The organism is Klebsiella sp. PK01, assembly GCF_057624675.1.
Window position 1 is genome coordinate 459,241 of record NZ_JBYEZM010000001.1, and the last position, 14,774, is coordinate 474,014.

At 58.2% G+C, this 14,774-nt stretch carries 15 protein-coding genes; 8 read left to right on the forward strand and 7 right to left on the reverse strand.

Annotation, left to right across the window (positions count from 1 at the left end):
- Window positions 1-479 precede the first annotated feature (479 nt).
- From hpxZ to hpxW, 4 genes are read right to left on the reverse strand one after another with little or no spacing between them, the layout of a single operon-like run.
- Window positions 480-869: an oxalurate catabolism protein HpxZ gene (hpxZ, locus tag AC22LX_RS02175; RefSeq protein WP_063447093.1), complete on the reverse strand. Its 390-nt coding sequence runs from the start codon at window positions 867-869 to the stop codon at window positions 480-482.
- The gene (locus AC22LX_RS02180; protein ID WP_063447092.1) at window positions 866-2,263 is read right to left on the reverse strand and encodes an AtzE family amidohydrolase; all 1,398 of its coding nucleotides are present in this window, start codon (window positions 2,261-2,263) and stop codon (window positions 866-868) included. The genes hpxZ and AC22LX_RS02180 overlap by 4 nt, the downstream gene beginning before the upstream one ends.
- A complete protein-coding gene (hpxX, locus tag AC22LX_RS02185) occupies window positions 2,260-2,448 on the reverse strand; it encodes an oxalurate catabolism protein HpxX (protein WP_015366605.1) in 189 nt (62 codons plus the stop codon). Before hpxX ends, AC22LX_RS02180 begins: the two co-directional genes overlap by 4 nt.
- A 10-nt stretch (window positions 2,449-2,458) precedes the next feature.
- Window positions 2,459-4,042, reverse strand: a complete 1,584-nt coding sequence (hpxW, locus tag AC22LX_RS02190) for an oxamate amidohydrolase (RefSeq protein WP_487333711.1) — start codon at window positions 4,040-4,042, stop codon at window positions 2,459-2,461.
- 178 nt (window positions 4,043-4,220) lie between these two features.
- Here hpxW and hpxU point away from each other — a divergent pair, with 178 nt between their 5' ends.
- The 7 genes from hpxU to hpxK all read left to right on the forward strand — a co-directional run bounded on the left by hpxU (window position 4,221) and on the right by hpxK (window position 10,586).
- The gene (hpxU, locus tag AC22LX_RS02195; protein ID WP_063447090.1) at window positions 4,221-5,060 is read left to right on the forward strand and encodes a MurR/RpiR family transcriptional regulator HpxU; all 840 of its coding nucleotides are present in this window, start codon (window positions 4,221-4,223) and stop codon (window positions 5,058-5,060) included.
- A 212-nt stretch (window positions 5,061-5,272) separates the two neighbouring features.
- Window positions 5,273-6,058: a transporter substrate-binding domain-containing protein gene (locus tag AC22LX_RS02200; protein WP_045394380.1), complete on the forward strand. Its 786-nt coding sequence runs from the start codon at window positions 5,273-5,275 to the stop codon at window positions 6,056-6,058.
- A gap of 9 nt (window positions 6,059-6,067) precedes the next feature.
- A complete protein-coding gene (locus AC22LX_RS02205; protein ID WP_045394382.1) occupies window positions 6,068-6,733 on the forward strand; it encodes an amino acid ABC transporter permease in 666 nt (221 codons plus the stop codon).
- Window positions 6,733-7,389, forward strand: coding sequence for an amino acid ABC transporter permease (locus AC22LX_RS02210; RefSeq protein WP_487333782.1), 657 nt, complete (start codon window positions 6,733-6,735; stop codon window positions 7,387-7,389). The genes AC22LX_RS02205 and AC22LX_RS02210 overlap by 1 nt, the downstream gene beginning before the upstream one ends.
- Window positions 7,370-8,107, forward strand: coding sequence for an amino acid ABC transporter ATP-binding protein (locus AC22LX_RS02215; protein WP_015705410.1), 738 nt, complete (start codon window positions 7,370-7,372; stop codon window positions 8,105-8,107). The genes AC22LX_RS02210 and AC22LX_RS02215 overlap by 20 nt, the downstream gene beginning before the upstream one ends.
- Window positions 8,108-8,121: 14 nt before the next feature.
- The gene (locus AC22LX_RS02220; RefSeq protein ID WP_045413946.1) at window positions 8,122-9,363 is read left to right on the forward strand and encodes a pyridoxal-phosphate-dependent aminotransferase family protein; all 1,242 of its coding nucleotides are present in this window, start codon (window positions 8,122-8,124) and stop codon (window positions 9,361-9,363) included.
- Window positions 9,360-10,586 carry an allantoate amidohydrolase gene (gene hpxK / locus AC22LX_RS02225; RefSeq protein WP_063447089.1) on the forward strand — a complete coding sequence of 409 codons (1,227 nt, stop codon included), beginning with the start codon at window positions 9,360-9,362 and terminating at the stop codon, window positions 10,584-10,586. Before AC22LX_RS02220 ends, hpxK begins: the two co-directional genes overlap by 4 nt.
- A 43-nt stretch (window positions 10,587-10,629) precedes the next feature.
- Here hpxK and AC22LX_RS02230 read toward each other — a convergent pair whose 3' ends face one another.
- Window positions 10,630-12,018: an MFS transporter gene (locus AC22LX_RS02230; RefSeq protein ID WP_487333712.1), complete on the reverse strand. Its 1,389-nt coding sequence runs from the start codon at window positions 12,016-12,018 to the stop codon at window positions 10,630-10,632.
- Window positions 12,019-12,148: 130 nt separating this feature from the next.
- Here AC22LX_RS02230 and AC22LX_RS02235 point away from each other — a divergent pair, with 130 nt between their 5' ends.
- The gene (locus AC22LX_RS02235; RefSeq protein ID WP_487333713.1) at window positions 12,149-13,072 is read left to right on the forward strand and encodes a LysR family transcriptional regulator; all 924 of its coding nucleotides are present in this window, start codon (window positions 12,149-12,151) and stop codon (window positions 13,070-13,072) included.
- Here the strand turns inward: AC22LX_RS02235 and AC22LX_RS02240 are convergent.
- Both AC22LX_RS02240 and AC22LX_RS02245 read right to left on the reverse strand, forming a co-directional pair.
- Complete coding sequence (locus AC22LX_RS02240) at window positions 13,055-13,606, reverse strand: LuxR C-terminal-related transcriptional regulator (RefSeq protein WP_042897460.1); 552 nt, start codon at window positions 13,604-13,606, stop codon at window positions 13,055-13,057. The genes AC22LX_RS02235 and AC22LX_RS02240 overlap by 18 nt on opposite strands.
- Before the next feature lie 10 nt (window positions 13,607-13,616).
- Window positions 13,617-14,774 (reverse strand): CblD like pilus biogenesis initiator family protein, encoded by a 1,158-nt coding sequence (locus AC22LX_RS02245; protein WP_487333714.1) that lies wholly within the window; start codon window positions 14,772-14,774, stop codon window positions 13,617-13,619.

Consider the following 14,774-nt stretch of genomic DNA (forward strand, 5'->3'; position numbering starts at 1 on the left):
CTGAGACGTTCCCGGCAGGCCGGGGCAGCCCGCATGGATGCGGGCTGAGGGCCGTGATTTGCAGGGATGCTGCCTCGGCCCGACCCGGAGCCTGCCGGGATAAGTCGAAGGAACCACGAAGTGGCGATTTTGGCGGCCAGAGCCCGGGAGTACAGAGGGCGGCGGCGACTGGCCGCCCTCTGTGCGCTCCCAGCGCCACGGAAAACATATTGCGGAAAAAATTAACCGGGAGCGCAATGTGCTCAGAATTAACACAAAGCACATGTTTTTCCCAGACCAAAACCGTTGCAAATCGATAACAGTATCTACGCCGGCATGTGATCTGTAGGCCCACGTAAGTGTAGCGCCGCCGGGCAATAACCGCGGGTAAAGAACCACTTTCGCGCCGGATGGGGCTGCGCCTTATCCGGCCTACGATCCGTGCCATTGTGAGTTGGTAGCCCTGCTAAGCGCAGCGCAAGCAGGGGGCGACTACGGCATCAATGCCCCATCAAACTGACATGCGCGGCAACGATACGCCAGCCGCAGGAAAACCGCACCCAGGTTTGCTGCTGACGGCCAATACGATCGCTGCCTTCACGGGTGAACTCGGTACTGCATACCGCATAATCCTCTCCATAGGTGGTGATCACCGTATGGCGTAACTCCCGCGCAAGCCCTGCGGCAGGGCGCGCGGCGCGGAAAGCGCGGATCTCATCAATACCATACAGATTCTCTCCGGCGCCGAGGCGAACCGTGCGCGTATCGTGCCAGAACAACGCATCCAGCACCGCGATATCGTTACTCACCAGCGCCTGTTCATAGCGATAAAAGGCCGCCGTAACTTCGGCAACCACTTGCGGAAGATTGATGTCTTGCGATGCGATCATGCGGCTACCCCCACCGGACGAGAATCGGTTACTCCCATCGCTTCCAGCGCATAGGCGGCGCGCAGACAGGCCTGTTCATTAAACGGCGCGGAAATTAACTGCACCCCGACAGGCAGCCCCGTCGTGGAACGAAGCGGGACGGTCACCACCGGCAGACCGATGAACGAGATCGGTTGAGTAAGCATGCCCATGCTTGCGCGTATCGGTAAAGACTCGCCGTTGATCTCCATCGTCTGCTCACCAATAAGCGTCGCGCTGCATGGTGTTGCCGGGGCGATGAGCACGTCGGCATGGGTGAATAGCGACGCGACTTGCTGCTGAGCGTGGCGACGAAAGCGCTGCGCCTGCAGGTACCACGCGGAAGGGATCATCGCGCCCGCCAGCAGACGTTCGCGCGAGTGCGGTTCAAAGCGTTCCGGCTCGCGCCGTAAGGCTGGCAGGTACTGGTTTCCGCCTTCAGAAGCGCTAATGATAAACGCAGAAGCGCGCGCCAGCTCCGCTTCGGGGAAGAGATACTCTTCAGAGGCTTCGAGATAACGGGCGACGCGAGCCACCGCCGCGCGGGCATCGTCATCGCACCAGCGGCTGAAATAGCCGCCTAAAACCGCGCAACGCAGCCCCTGGAGGCCATATCGTAGATGCGGCGTGGCAGGGGCGACGCCGCGTTCGGCCTGAAACCCATCGTTGACGTCTCGCCCCTGCAGAACATCGTAAACTGTGGCTAAATCCTCTACCGTGCGGGCAAACGGACCAATATGATCGAGGCTGGGAACAAAAGGGTGGCTGCCGGCACGCGACAGGCGGCCGAAGGTTGGCTTGAGACCAAAAATCCCGCTCAGGGATGCCGGAACGCGAATCGAACCATTGGTGTCGCTACCGAGCGAGAAATTAACCAATCCGGCGGCGACCGCCGCCGCTGAGCCGCCGGAGGAGCCGCCGGCAATGCGGTTAAGATCGTGCGGATTGCGCGTCGCGCCATAGTGGCTGTTTTCCGTGGTAAAACCGTAAGCATAGGCGTCCATATTCAGCATCCCGCTGAGCAGGCCGCCTGCGCTATGGATCTGACTTACCGCCCAGCTATCGACGCGGGCAGGCGGGTTATCGCTGAACAATTGCGCGCCGGCGAGGGTGGTTTCCCCCGCGACATCAAACAGATTTTTGACCGCGTAGGGAACCCCTGCCAGCGCAGGCAGCGGCTGATTCGTTCGCCGTAGGGCATCAATAGCGTCCGCTTCGTCGAGCATCCGTTTCCCGGTGACTGTCGTCCAGGCGTTGAGCCGCGGGTTACTTTGCGCAATATCATCAAGCGTCAGGCGAGCCAGCTCTCTGGCGCTAAATTCACCGCGACTCAGCGACTGCTGAATGTCGGCAATGGTCATCTGATGTAGCTTCATGCTTTATACACTCCGGCGATTTCCAGACGCTGATCGAGCGGATAGGCCATCAGCGGTTCAGCCATATCGGCAATGCGGCGAAATTGCGCCAGCAGCTCAGCGCGGCGCGATTCATCCAGTTCAAGGGCGAGGATCTGTTCCATCTGTAGAAGCCAGTCGCGCCACTCTTTTTCGGTTTGTTTCATGCTTCTCCTCCTAATAGCCAGCGGCGGTGCCGTTACTGCGCGGGTCAGACGCGCCTTCAAACAGGCCGTCAGGATGGCGGACAATGGCCCCGGCATGTCCCATGGCCTCGCTGAAGTCGGCCAGTACCTCAACTTCATGCCCCAGTTCCCTGAGTCGGGCGAGGGTTTGCGGCGCAAAGCGACCTTCCACTTTTAGTGAGTCCGAGGTCTGTCCCCAGGTGCGCCCAAGGAGCCAGCGCGGACGAGAAATACTCTCCTGAAGCGGGACGTTCTGCAGGATATAACGGGTGAACAGCGCCGCCTGGGTTTGCGGCTGGCCGTCGCCGCCCATTGAGCCATAAACCATCACCCGCCCATCGTTCAGGCGTGCGGCGGCGGGATTAAGGGTATGGAAGGGTTGCTTGCCGGGCGCCAGCGCCAGCAAATGCGCCGGGTCGAGGCTGAACGACGCGCCGCGGTTTTGCCAGACAATACCGCTGTCCGGAAGCACCACGCCGCTGCCAAACTCATGGTAGAGACTCTGGATAAAGGAGACCGCCAGCCCGCTACTGTCCATCACGCCCATCCAGACGGTATCGCCGGGGCCTTTGCCTGCGCCCCATGGCGCGGCGCGCTGGTCGTCGATCTTCTCCGCCAGCGGTTGTAACGCCTGCGGGGACAGCAAACTTTGAATATCCACGTCCAGATGCAGCGGGTCGGTAATATGTTTATCGCGCAGGCTAAAGGCCTGTTTTGTCGCTTCCACGATACGGTGGATGGTCTGCGCATCGTCGGCCTGCTCCATCGCCAGCCGGTCAGTGATGCCGAGGATGGCCAGCGACACCAGCCCCTGCGTCGGCGGCGCCAGGTTCCATAACTCACCGTGTTGATGCTGTAGCCGCAGTGGTTGCGGGCGGCGCGCGCGATGCTGGCGCAGATCGTCAAGCGTGATAGGCAGGCCGTAACGGACCATGCCGGCCGCCAGTTGTTCCGCCAGCGAGCCGCGATAGAAACTATCGAGCCCTTCCGCAACCAGCCGTTTTAGCGTGGAGGCCAGCGCAGGCTGACAAAAGCGGCTGCCGCTTTCAGGAGGGCGGCCATTGACCAGAAAAGTCTCAGCGAAGCCCGGCTGGCGCTGAAGTTCATCTAACTTTACAGCGGTGGCGCTGGCTTGTGACGCGGTCACCGGAATACCGTTATCGGCATAGCCAATCGCGTCCTGTAACAGGCGCGAAAGCGGTAGTGATTTACCGGTCAGGGATTGTGAAACTTTCAGCGCCTCATCCCAGCCGCTGACGGTGCCGGCGACGGTCAGGGCGGATTGCGGGCCGCGATGCGGGATGTGCGTTAGCCCGGCATAGGCTTCCGGCGTCGCCAGTGAACCAGCGGCGCCGCTGGCGTCAATGGCGATCGGATCGCCCTGCGGCGGCACGATCAGCCAGAACCCATCGCCGCCTAAACCATTCATATGCGGATAGACCACCGCGATGGTTGCGGCGGCGGCGACCATCGCTTCTATTGCGCTTCCGCCTTCGCGCAGCACGGACAGCGCGCTTTGGCTAGCCAGATGATGGGGGGCGACCGCCATCCCCTGGGTCGAGAAATGACTCTGCATAAATTATCCTCGTAACGAATCGTGCAGCCACTGCTGCAAACGCTGTCCGTGCAAAAGCTGTTCCACTTTGAAAAGAAAGTTTCAATGATGCGGCGGCCGTTTGTCTTTTCTCATTGTGGCATGCATTGTGAAGGGGGTTAGCGGTATAGTTCAGTGAAACAAAAGTTACAGAGGCGCTATGGAACAACTCGATGAACGGCTGAAGGCGCAATATGCGTCGTTGTCACCCCAGGAGCAGCGGGTGGCGGATTTCATTGTCGACCACTTTGATGACCTGATTAGCTACAACAGCGCCGAGCTGGCCCAGCTGAGCGGGGTATCTAAAGCGACGGTAAGCCGCCTGTTTAAACGGCTGGGGTATGAAAAGTATCGCGATATGCGCGATGAACTGCGCACGTTACGCCAGAGCGGGATGCCGTTGACCGATCATCGCGAGGCGGTGCAGGGTAATACCTTGCTGGCGCGGCATTATAAGCAGGAGATGGCAAACCTGACGCAGTGGGTGAACGCGCTGGATGCCCGGCAGTTTGCCGAAGCCATTAACGCACTGGTGAAAGCCAGGCGCATCGTCATTATTGGCATGCGTAACTCCTGGCCGCTGGCGTTGCATCTACGTCAGCAGTTACTGCAGGCGCGCGGGCAAGTGGTGGTGCTGCCGCAACCGGGGCAAAGCCTAAGTGAAGAACTGGTCGATTTAAGCGCGGAAGATATGGTGGTGGTGATGGCGTTTCGCCGTCGGCCGCGAATTATTCGCCCATTGATGCAGCAACTGCAACAGCGGGGAGTTCCGCAGCTGCTAATCTGTGAGCCGCAGGCGCATAGCCTGTTTCCTCTGGCGCGCTGGCGGCTCTGCGCCCCGCTGGACAGCGTGTCGGCTTTCGACAGCTACGCGTCGGCCAATAGTCTTATCAACCTGCTGGCGAACGCCTTGCTACATGAAATTCTCGATAGCGGTCGCCCGCGCATTCATGACATCGCTACGTTATACCAACAACTGGATGAGCTTGAACAACGATAATGGGGAGTCATGCTGGTGCTTTGCACCTTTTTAGTGCCAAAATGCGGTAAGAAGAAATCCAATTCTTCTTACCGCTATGGTTAATATTCCCGTCATTTCCCGCTAAAAGCCGATTGGCCGGCGCAAATTTGTTTTGTCCGTATCTGGCACATTAGTTGCAGAAGTTTATTTAAAGAATCTTTTGTTTCATACTAACGTAACGGGGAATGATGATGAAAAAACTGCTGATCGCGCTGACCGGGGCCGCTTGTCTGTTAACACAAATCACCGCCGCACGCGCGGACCAACTCCAGGATATTGAAAAACGCGGCGTGATCCGCGTCGCCGTTCCCCAGGACTTCCCGCCGTTTGGTTCTGTCGGCACCGATCTCCAGCCACAGGGGTATGACATCGATATGGCCCGCTATCTGGCAAAGCAGATGAAGCTAAAACTGCAGCTGGTTCCGGTGAGCAGCGCCAACCGGGTACCGTATCTGCAGACCGATAAAGTGGATCTGGTGATCTCAAGCCTGGGTAAGAACGCCGAGCGGGAAAAGGTCATCGATTTCAGCCAACCTTACGCGCCGTTTTTCCTTGGCGTCTTCGGCCCGCAGGGCAGTACCCTGAAAGATGCGGCCGAACTGAGCGGTAAGAGTATCGGCGTGACCCGCGGCGCGGTGGAAGATATGGTGCTGACCAGCATTGCGCCGAAAGCGACGCAGATTAAGCGTTACGAAGATAACAACACCACGCTGTCGGCCTGGCTTTCTGGTCAGGTGCAATACGTAGCGACGGGTAACCTGGTGGTGGCGGCTATCTCGCGGCAAAACCCGGCGAAAGCCCCGGTCGCCAACTTTATGCTTAAGGATTCACCGTGCGTGATTGGCCTGAAAAAGAATGAACCGGCGCTGAAGGAAAAGGTGAATGCCTTAATCGCGCAGGGCATTAAGGACGGCACCCTCAATACGTTGTCACAGCAGTGGCTGAAAGCGCCGTTGCCCAGCGACTTTGCCGCTTAAGGTACGGCGATGACGGAGCAATTACATTTTTCCGCGCTCTGGCCTTATTGGCCGGAGCTCGTGACGGGACTCTGGGTCACTATCCAACTCACTGTACTCGCCACACTCGGCGGCCTGGCCATCGGGATCGTCGGCGCGGCTCTGCGTAGCGGGCGGGCAAGCTGGCTGAGTCGGATATGGGGGGCTTACGTTGAGGTTATCCGCAATACGCCGTTCGTGGTTCAACTGTTCTTTATTGTCTTCGGCCTGCCGAATCTGGGGTTGAAGATGACGGCGGGCGAAGCGGCGCTACTGGCGATGATCGTCAACCTGGGCGCCTACAGTACGGAGATTGTCCGCGCCGGGATCCAGGTGACGCCAAAAGGGCAGTGGGAAGCCGGCCGGGTACTGGGGCTCAGCCGGAGTCAGACCTTTATTCAGGTGGTGTTGCCGCCGGCGTTGCAGCGTATTTATCCGGCGCTGGTGAGCCAGTGCATTATCGTGATGCTCGGATCGTCGGTGGTATCGCAGGTCTCTTATGAAGAGCTGACCTTTGCCGCCAACTTAATTCAATCGCGAACGTTTTTGAGCTTCGAGGTGTATCTGGTGACGACGTGTCTCTATTTAGCGTTATCGATAGCGATGCGCCAGCTGTTAATGGCGGCTGGACGTAAATGGCTGAGGGTGCAGGCATGATGACAACCTTTACCGACTGGGACATCGTACGCAACCTGCTGCTGGCCGGACGCTGGACCGTGCTGCTGTCATTGACGGCTTTTATTGGCGGCGCGCTGGTGACATTACCGCTGTTGCTGCTGCGCCTGCGGGGAAAACGTTGGGGGCAGCGCCTCATTCGCGGCTATATCGAGCTATTTCAGGGGACGCCATTGCTGATGCAGCTGTTTCTCGCCTTTTTCGGCGTGGCGTTATTCGGGATCGATGTGTCGCCGTGGACCGCCGCCGCGCTGGCGCTGACCCTCTATACCAGCGCCTTTTTGCTGGATATCTGGTACGGCAGTATCCGGGCCTTGCCGAAAGGACAGTGGGAGGCATCGCGTTGCCTGGGATTAAATTTCACCCAGACGTTATGTCGCGTAGTGGCGCCACAGGCGGTGCGGATTGCCATCGCTCCCACCGTGGGTTTCGCCGTGCAGGTGATAAAAGGCACCGCGCTGGCGTCGATTATCGGTTTCGTCGAGCTCACCAAGGCTGGCACCATGCTCACCAATGTGACGTATCAGCCGTTTAAGGTTTTCGCGCTGGTCGCGCTGGGCTACTTCATCATGTGTTATCCGCTGTCCCGTTACAGCCGCTATCTGGAGAATAAATTCAATGCCGCTCATCACCATTAATCAGGTGCAGAAATTCTACGGCGATAATCACGTGCTGAAGGGGGTCGATCTCGATATCAATATGGGGGAGGTGATCTCCATCATCGGCCGAAGCGGCTCGGGGAAAAGCACCTTATTGCGCTGTATTAACGGGCTGGAGGGGTACCAGGAAGGCAGTATTAAGCTCGGCGGCATGACCATTACCGACAGCGATTCGCAGGCGCGGGAGATTAGCCGCTCCGTTGGCATGGTATTCCAGAACTTCAATTTATTTCCGCATATGACGGCGCTGGAAAATGTGATGCTGGCGCCGCGGCGGGTATTGAAAAAAAAGCCCGCCGAGTGCCGCGAACTGGCGCAGCAAATGCTGGTTAAAGTCGGGCTTGGCGATCGGCTGGATTTCTATCCCTCCAGCCTTTCCGGCGGGCAACAGCAGCGGGTCGCTATCGCCCGCGCGCTGGCGATGTCGCCAAAAGTTTTACTCTGCGACGAAATCACCTCCGCGCTGGATCCGGAACTGGTGGGCGAGGTGCTCAAAGTGCTGGAACAGCTGGCCGCGGAAGGAATGACGCTGATTCTGGTTACCCATGAAATGAATTTTGCCCGTGAAGTCGGCGACCGGGTGGTGTTTATGCACCAGGGGCGAGTCTGGGAGCAGGGCGACAGCAAAACGCTGTTCAGCCAGCCGCAAACCAATGAACTCAAACAATTTATCTCCTCCGTGCGCGGACTGAATTAATAAAGGAATCTACAATGGATATCGCTCAATTTTCACCAATCAATCCTCCGCATCGTCTGCTGATGGGGCCGGGGCCGATCAACGCCGACCCGCGCGTCCTGCGCGCCATGTCCAGCCAGCTTATCGGCCAATACGATCCGGCTATGACGCACTATATGAACGAAGTTATGGCGTTATACCGCGGGGTATTCCGCACCAGCAACCGCTGGACCATGCTGGTGGATGGCACCTCACGGGCGGGGATTGAAGCCATTCTGATCTCCGCGATCCGCCCCGGCGACAAAGTGCTGGTGCCGGTATTTGGCCGCTTTGGCCATCTGTTATGTGAAATCGCCCGCCGCTGCCGGGCGGAAGTGCATACCATTGAGGTGCCGTGGGGTGACGTGTTCTCTCCCGAGCAGATTGAAGATGCGATCAAACGGGTGCGTCCACGTATGCTGCTGACGGTGCAGGGAGACACCTCGACCACCATGCTGCAGCCGCTGGCGGAGCTGGGCGAGATCTGCCGTCGTTATGATGTGCTGTTTTATACCGACGCCACCGCCTCATTGGGCGGCAATGCGCTGGAGACCGATGCCTGGGGGCTGGATGCGGTATCGGCGGGGATGCAAAAGTGCCTCGGCGGCCCCTCCGGCACCTCGCCCATTACCCTGAGCCCGCGGATGGAAGAGGCTATCCGTCGACGTAAATGCGTTGAGCAGGGGATCCGTACCGCCGAACACCTTGATGGCGTCGATGAGATGGTTTACTCCAACTATTTCGATCTCGGGATGGTGATGGATTACTGGGGGCCAGAACGGCTTAACCATCATACTGAAGCGACATCCGCGCTGTTCGCCGCCCGCGAATGCGCGCGTCTGATTCTTGAGGAAGGGCTCGATAACGGCATTGCCCGTCACAAACTGCACGGCGACGCGCTGGTGAAAGGTATTCAGGCGATGGGTCTGGAAATCTTTGGCGACCTGCAACACAAAATGAATAACGTATTGGGCGTGATCATCCCGCAGGGCATTAATGGCGACCAGGTCCGCCAACTGATGCTGCAAGATTTCGCCATTGAGATTGGCACCTCATTCGGCCCGCTGCACGGCAAAGTGTGGCGTATAGGCACAATGGGTTACAACGCGCGCAAAGATTGCGTCATGACTACCCTCAGCGCGCTGGAATCAGTACTCAATTACCTGAAATTCCCCACCACGCAAGGGGCAGCCATGCAGGCGGCGTGGGATCATTATCGCAGCGAGAAGCCGCTATGAACCTGGCCGCAGCGCGAGTGATGGCGCGGGCTGAGAGATTGGCGGCGATAAGCGAAACGCCGGAAGGCCTGACGCGGGTTTACCTTTCGCCACAGCATCTTGAAGCTAATCAGCAGGTTGGCCACTGGATGCGCCAGGCAGGCATGCTCGTCTGGCAGGACAGCGTCGGTAATATTTGCGGGCGCTATGAAGGCCGTGAAGAAGGGGCGCCGGCGATTTTGCTTGGATCGCATCTCGATACGGTACGCAACGCCGGGCGATATGATGGCATGTTGGGGGTGTTAGCCGCCATCGAAGTGGTGCAGAGCTTACATAATCAGGAGCGCCGACTGGCGCAGGCCATCGAAATCGTCGGTTTCTGCGATGAAGAAGGAACACGCTTTGGTATCACGCTATTGGGCAGCAAGGGGCTGACGGGCAGCTGGCCACATGCCTGGCTGGACCAGTATGATGCCGAAGGCATTAGCCTGGCGCAGGCGATGGTCAACGCCGGGTTGGATCCATCACGCGTCCATTCAGCCTCGCGCCCGGCGGAAGATTTTTCCGCCTATCTGGAGCTGCATATCGAGCAGGGTCCGCGACTGGAACAGGCCGGTTCGGCACTCGGTGTGGTCGAGGCGATCAACGGCGCGCGGCGCCTCAATTGCTGTTTTACCGGCGAGGCGGGTCATGCCGGCACGGTGCCGATGGACCAGCGCCGCGACGCGCTTGCCGCCGCCGCGGAGTGGATGCTGTGTATTGAGAGCACAACGCGCCAGCAGGGAGGCAACCTGGTCGCTACCGTCGGGACATTGCGCTGCTCGCCGGGGGCGGTTAACGTCATTCCCGGCGAAGTCGCATTGACTCTTGATATCCGCGGTCCGCAGGATCAACCGCTGGATGCATTACTGGATTCATTGCTGGCGTCAGCCGCAGAGATTGCCGGGCGTCGCGGCCTGCAGTTTGCCGCTGAGGAGTTCTATCGCATTGCGGCAACCACCTGCGATCCGCGATTACAGGGGGTGATTGCCGAAGCGGTATGCGAGGTACAGGGCGCGGCGTTGACGCTGCCAAGCGGCGCCGGACATGATGCGATTGCTGTCGCGGAGCGCTGGCCGGTGGGGATGCTGTTTGTGCGCTGTAAAGGGGGAATTAGTCACCATCCGGCGGAATCGGTCAGCGAAGCCGATGTCGAACTGGCGATTGATGCCTTCAGCCGGGCGGTGATAAAACTTGCCGGGTAAAGCAATAACGGGCGCATCCTCTTGTCGGGGATGCGCCGCCGACTTATCCCGCTCCCGCAGGAAGAGCTATTTTCCGCAGTCGGCTGGCGCTAACGGCCGCCGACAACGCCGAGACCGCGGCGGCGATCCACAGCGCAATATGAACGGCGCTTTCGTCTTTTGCCAACAGTACGCCCATCAAGGCGGCGCCCAGACACTGCCCGAATGTGCGCATGATAGATAAAACGCCCGAGGCATAGCTCGCCTGTTCGCGACTCACGTTTGACAGCATTTCGCGGTTATTCGGGCTCTGGAAGCAGCCAAAGCCAATACCGCATACCAGGCTCCGCAGGCAGATATCCCACGCGGCGGGCGTAGCGGGCAGCATCGCCAGCAGGATTAAACCCGCGACAAAAATCATCAATCCCAGCGTCGAGATGAGCGGAGCAGAGATTGAGTCCGCCCAACGGCCGGCGTGCGGCGCGATCAGCACTATCCCTAATGGCCACGGAGTAAACAGCAGCGCCGAGAGCATCGGACTATAGCCATACCCGTTCTGGAACAGGAACGGCAGCGCAATAAAAGTGATCCCCTGGCTTACGAAGGCGATCAGCGACGTAAAGGCCGAAAGGGTAAAACGTTCATTCTTAAACATCGCAGGCGGCAGCAGCGGGTTGTTCGTACGCCGGATACGCCAGATAAAGGCGGTACCGCTTATCGCCGCGAGCAACGTCCAGTACAAACTATCGATATGCTGCGAAGCGCTCTGCAAGCTATTCGCCGCCATGATTGTTGAACCCAATAGCAGCGCCGACAATATCGCTCCGGGCGTATCAAAAGCGGCTTGCCCGCCAACTGCCGGCCGCGGTAGCGCTCTGACCGCCAGCAGTAAGGCGACGGTGCCGGGGATCACGTTTATTGCAAACAGCCATTGCCAGCTCAAGGTATGCAGGATCGTGCCGCCCAGCACCGGCCCGATGGCGGAGCTTGAAGCGATGAGCAGGGCGTGTATCCCGAGAATACGCCCCAGCAGTCGTCCGGGAAAAACGGAGCGCAATATGGCGGGCGCGATACTGAGCGTTGCCGCGCCGCCGATCCCTTGCAGCACCCGCATGCTGATGAGCAGCTCAGGCGTCGCCGCCAGCGCGCAACCTGCTGATGCCAGAATAAATGTCGTCAGTCCGGCCAGAAACACCGGGCGGTAGCCGAAACGCGCCGCCAGCGCGGCGAATATCGCCAGCGTCATCGCCGCCGCCAGCAGATACCCGTTGGCGAACCAGACGGCGGTACTGGATGATGCCTGCAGTTCCTGCGCCATCGACGGCAGGGCAATGTTTACCATGGTGCCATCAAAGACACCCATTAACGTGGTGGTCATTACCGCGGCCATGACCCGCGCTCGCGCCGGGCCTGGCAGCCCGTCATCGCCAGGTTGGCTGGAAAAAAGTGTCATCGTGTTGTCTCCTGCAGAGGATATCTGGATGACGAAACTATAAAGATGGCTTTTACCGGGCGGAAGGCGCACCATTTACACTCTATAGTTGCATGAAACGCCTTATCTGAATGTTCCAGGAGTGATGGTCATGTCAGACCCCGATTTTAATTTATTGATTGCACTCGACGTATTACTGAACGAAGCCAGCGTGGCGGGCGCGGCACGTCGTTTGAATCTCAGTACGTCAGCCATGAGCCGCACGCTAAGCCGGTTACGCGACGTCACCGGAGATCAGATATTGGTTCGCGCCGGGCGTAACATGGTGCTGACGCCGTGGGCGGAGGCGACCCGCGATCGCGCCCGTCGCGCGGTCTTCGAGGCGAAGGCGGTGCTGCAGCCAGCGGCCGAAGCGCTCAACGTGCAAAATCTGGAGCGTCTTTTTACCATCAGGGCAAACGATGGGTTTGTGGTGGCGTTTGGCCCTTCGCTGATTGCGGCGGTAGCCGAAGCCGCGCCCAACGTCTGTTTACGCTTTGCGCCTAAGCCTGAAAAAACGTCACGCTATCTACGGGAAGGACTGGTTGATCTGGAGATTGGCGTCCAGAGCAATATGGGGCCTGAAATCCGTCTGCAACGGCTATTTGAAGATCGGTTTGTGGGGGTGGTGCGTAAGGGGCACCCGCTGGCCGCCCTGACAGAGATAACCGTGGCGGATTATGTTGCCTGGGGTCATGTGGTGGCCTCACCAGAAGGTACGCTGCACGGGTCCGTCGATGATGTACTGGCCGAACTCGGCATGAAACGCAAAATCGCCAGCGTCGTACCCGGATTTCCGACCGCGCTTTCCGTGGCGCTGCAATCGGATCTTATCGCTATGATCCCCGCCCTCTATTTAGTCAATCAGCAGGTAGTTGACCAGGTGCATCTTTTTGAACTGCCTTTTAAAAGCCGGCGGCTCACCGTCTCGCAGATGTGGCATCCGAGAATGGAACGCGATCCCGCTCACCGCTGGCTTAGAGAGAAAATAGTGGCGATATGCCGCATGGACAAGTCGTTACACCAGAAGCTGTAGAAGATTATTCGCATTGAGTTTCTTCAGCGCATTACATTTATAGGTCGAGACCTGTTTTTCACTCATCTTCGTCATATGCGCGACATATCTTACCGACTGCCCCTTAACCAGTCTGTCGAGGACGTTAAATTCCATCTCGGTCAGGCAGCAGCGCAGGGTGCGGATCCGCCTTGGCTCTTTAGATAACAGCCAGGCGGCATCCGCAACGGAAATCCGGTCATCAATGATATGCAACGTTAACGTTTCAAAGCGCTTGCGCAGATAGGTGGCCAGCCCCCAGCTTTTTTCATTACACACCAGATAGCCCGTACCCTGCCAGCAATGGGCCTCAAGGGTAAGCAAAATATCAACCAGCGACTGATGTGTACCACTGATGGAGAAACGGCAGCGAATAACAAGGGTGGTGCTCTCTAACAGTAAGGGCTGCCACTGCACCGTGCCGCTATGCACTTCCATCATAACGTTACGACGGAGAAGGGCGTAACGCAGCCCCTCCGCATAAAAGCGATTATTATCAAGAACAACGTAACTCACAGTGGCCTCTTTATAACGTACTGGGGGTATAGATAACGCGTAACGTACCGGTATAGTCACCCGCGTTTTTGCTGCTGGCGGCAAAAGCGGGAGTTTTCAGGGTAATGGGCGCCGGGATGCATAACACGCTTTCGCGGCCGCCCGGCAGGACAACCTGGCGCAAATAGCGGCGATTGTTGGTACCCTCCCAGGTCAACGTTTTACCGTTAGCGGCAACTTCAGTTGCGCCGGTGGTCGGGTTGGTCACCAGCACCTGATAATCGAGACGATCTCTTGGGTCTGTCTGGCTGCCTCCCCGTCGCCGGATAGAAAACGCCCCTTCGGCACGCCCGGTCGCGTCAAGCCCATCGTCTTCGAAGCGTAGAAATGCCCGTGAGCTGGTGCTGTTATTGCCGTCATAGAGGCACATATCCAGCGAGTTTTCGCCCTTAATCTCACTGCCGCCGGGTCTGCCCGGGAAATTGGTGAGGTTGAGGTTCACCACCGGCGTGGAGTGCGGAAATGCCGGTAAATAAATCTGCTGATTGCCCGGGTCGACCACCTCAATACGCAGGTTTGCCTGCCAGTTAGCAAGAGTGAGGTAGCCTGGGCAGCCAATATTGACGTCATTAAAGTTGCCGCCACAGTCGGCGGTGCCCCATTCGCGCAAATTCTGTTTCAGCGTTGCCGTCCAGATACCGGCCTGATCGAGTTTGTTTAATTCGCTACGAACGATGTAAAAATCAAAATAGGGCGCACTGTTCCAGGCTGGCAAATCTACTGTACCGCCCGTTACGTAGCTGGCGAAAACAAAGGTTCTGTTATTGATAAACATACGGTGTTCGCCATAGACTTTTACGTCCACCGTTTTGTTGGTTATTGCGTGGGTAAAACGCAGGTTTATCGGATAGGGCGCGGCCGGGTTTGCCGAAAACCATACCGGCGCGGTCATGCAGGCGCCATAGGTTGTATCGGTACGCGACTGGCAGGTCAGGGTATTTCGTCCCCATTTTTGCGGATCGCTGGAATCATAACCGCCAGACTCGTGCAGCCAGATATCCAACCGGGCAGGAGGAGACTGGCGATCGAAGGCGAACGCCACGCTGGTATTTCTGCCGGCGGGACTACCGGCCTGAGCCTCGGCAAAACAGATGCAGGCAAGCAGTAAAATCAAAAGACGCGTTATCAC

Coding starts and splice junctions, on each gene's coding strand:
- hpxZ (WP_063447093.1), bottom strand. CDS start 869: ATGATCGCATCGCAAGACATCAATCTTCCGCAAGTGGTTGCCGAAGTT.
- AC22LX_RS02180 (WP_063447092.1), bottom strand. CDS start 2,263: ATGAAGCTACATCAGATGACCATTGCCGACATTCAGCAGTCGCTGAGT.
- hpxX (WP_015366605.1), bottom strand. CDS start 2,448: ATGAAACAAACCGAAAAAGAGTGGCGCGACTGGCTTCTACAGATGGAA.
- hpxW (WP_487333711.1), bottom strand. CDS start 4,042: ATGCAGAGTCATTTCTCGACCCAGGGGATGGCGGTCGCCCCCCATCAT.
- hpxU (WP_063447090.1), top strand. CDS start 4,221: ATGGAACAACTCGATGAACGGCTGAAGGCGCAATATGCGTCGTTGTCA.
- AC22LX_RS02200 (WP_045394380.1), top strand. CDS start 5,273: ATGAAAAAACTGCTGATCGCGCTGACCGGGGCCGCTTGTCTGTTAACA.
- AC22LX_RS02205 (WP_045394382.1), top strand. CDS start 6,068: ATGACGGAGCAATTACATTTTTCCGCGCTCTGGCCTTATTGGCCGGAG.
- AC22LX_RS02210 (WP_487333782.1), top strand. CDS start 6,733: ATGACAACCTTTACCGACTGGGACATCGTACGCAACCTGCTGCTGGCC.
- AC22LX_RS02215 (WP_015705410.1), top strand. CDS start 7,370: ATGCCGCTCATCACCATTAATCAGGTGCAGAAATTCTACGGCGATAAT.
- AC22LX_RS02220 (WP_045413946.1), top strand. CDS start 8,122: ATGGATATCGCTCAATTTTCACCAATCAATCCTCCGCATCGTCTGCTG.
- hpxK (WP_063447089.1), top strand. CDS start 9,360: ATGAACCTGGCCGCAGCGCGAGTGATGGCGCGGGCTGAGAGATTGGCG.
- AC22LX_RS02230 (WP_487333712.1), bottom strand. CDS start 12,018: ATGACACTTTTTTCCAGCCAACCTGGCGATGACGGGCTGCCAGGCCCG.
- AC22LX_RS02235 (WP_487333713.1), top strand. CDS start 12,149: ATGTCAGACCCCGATTTTAATTTATTGATTGCACTCGACGTATTACTG.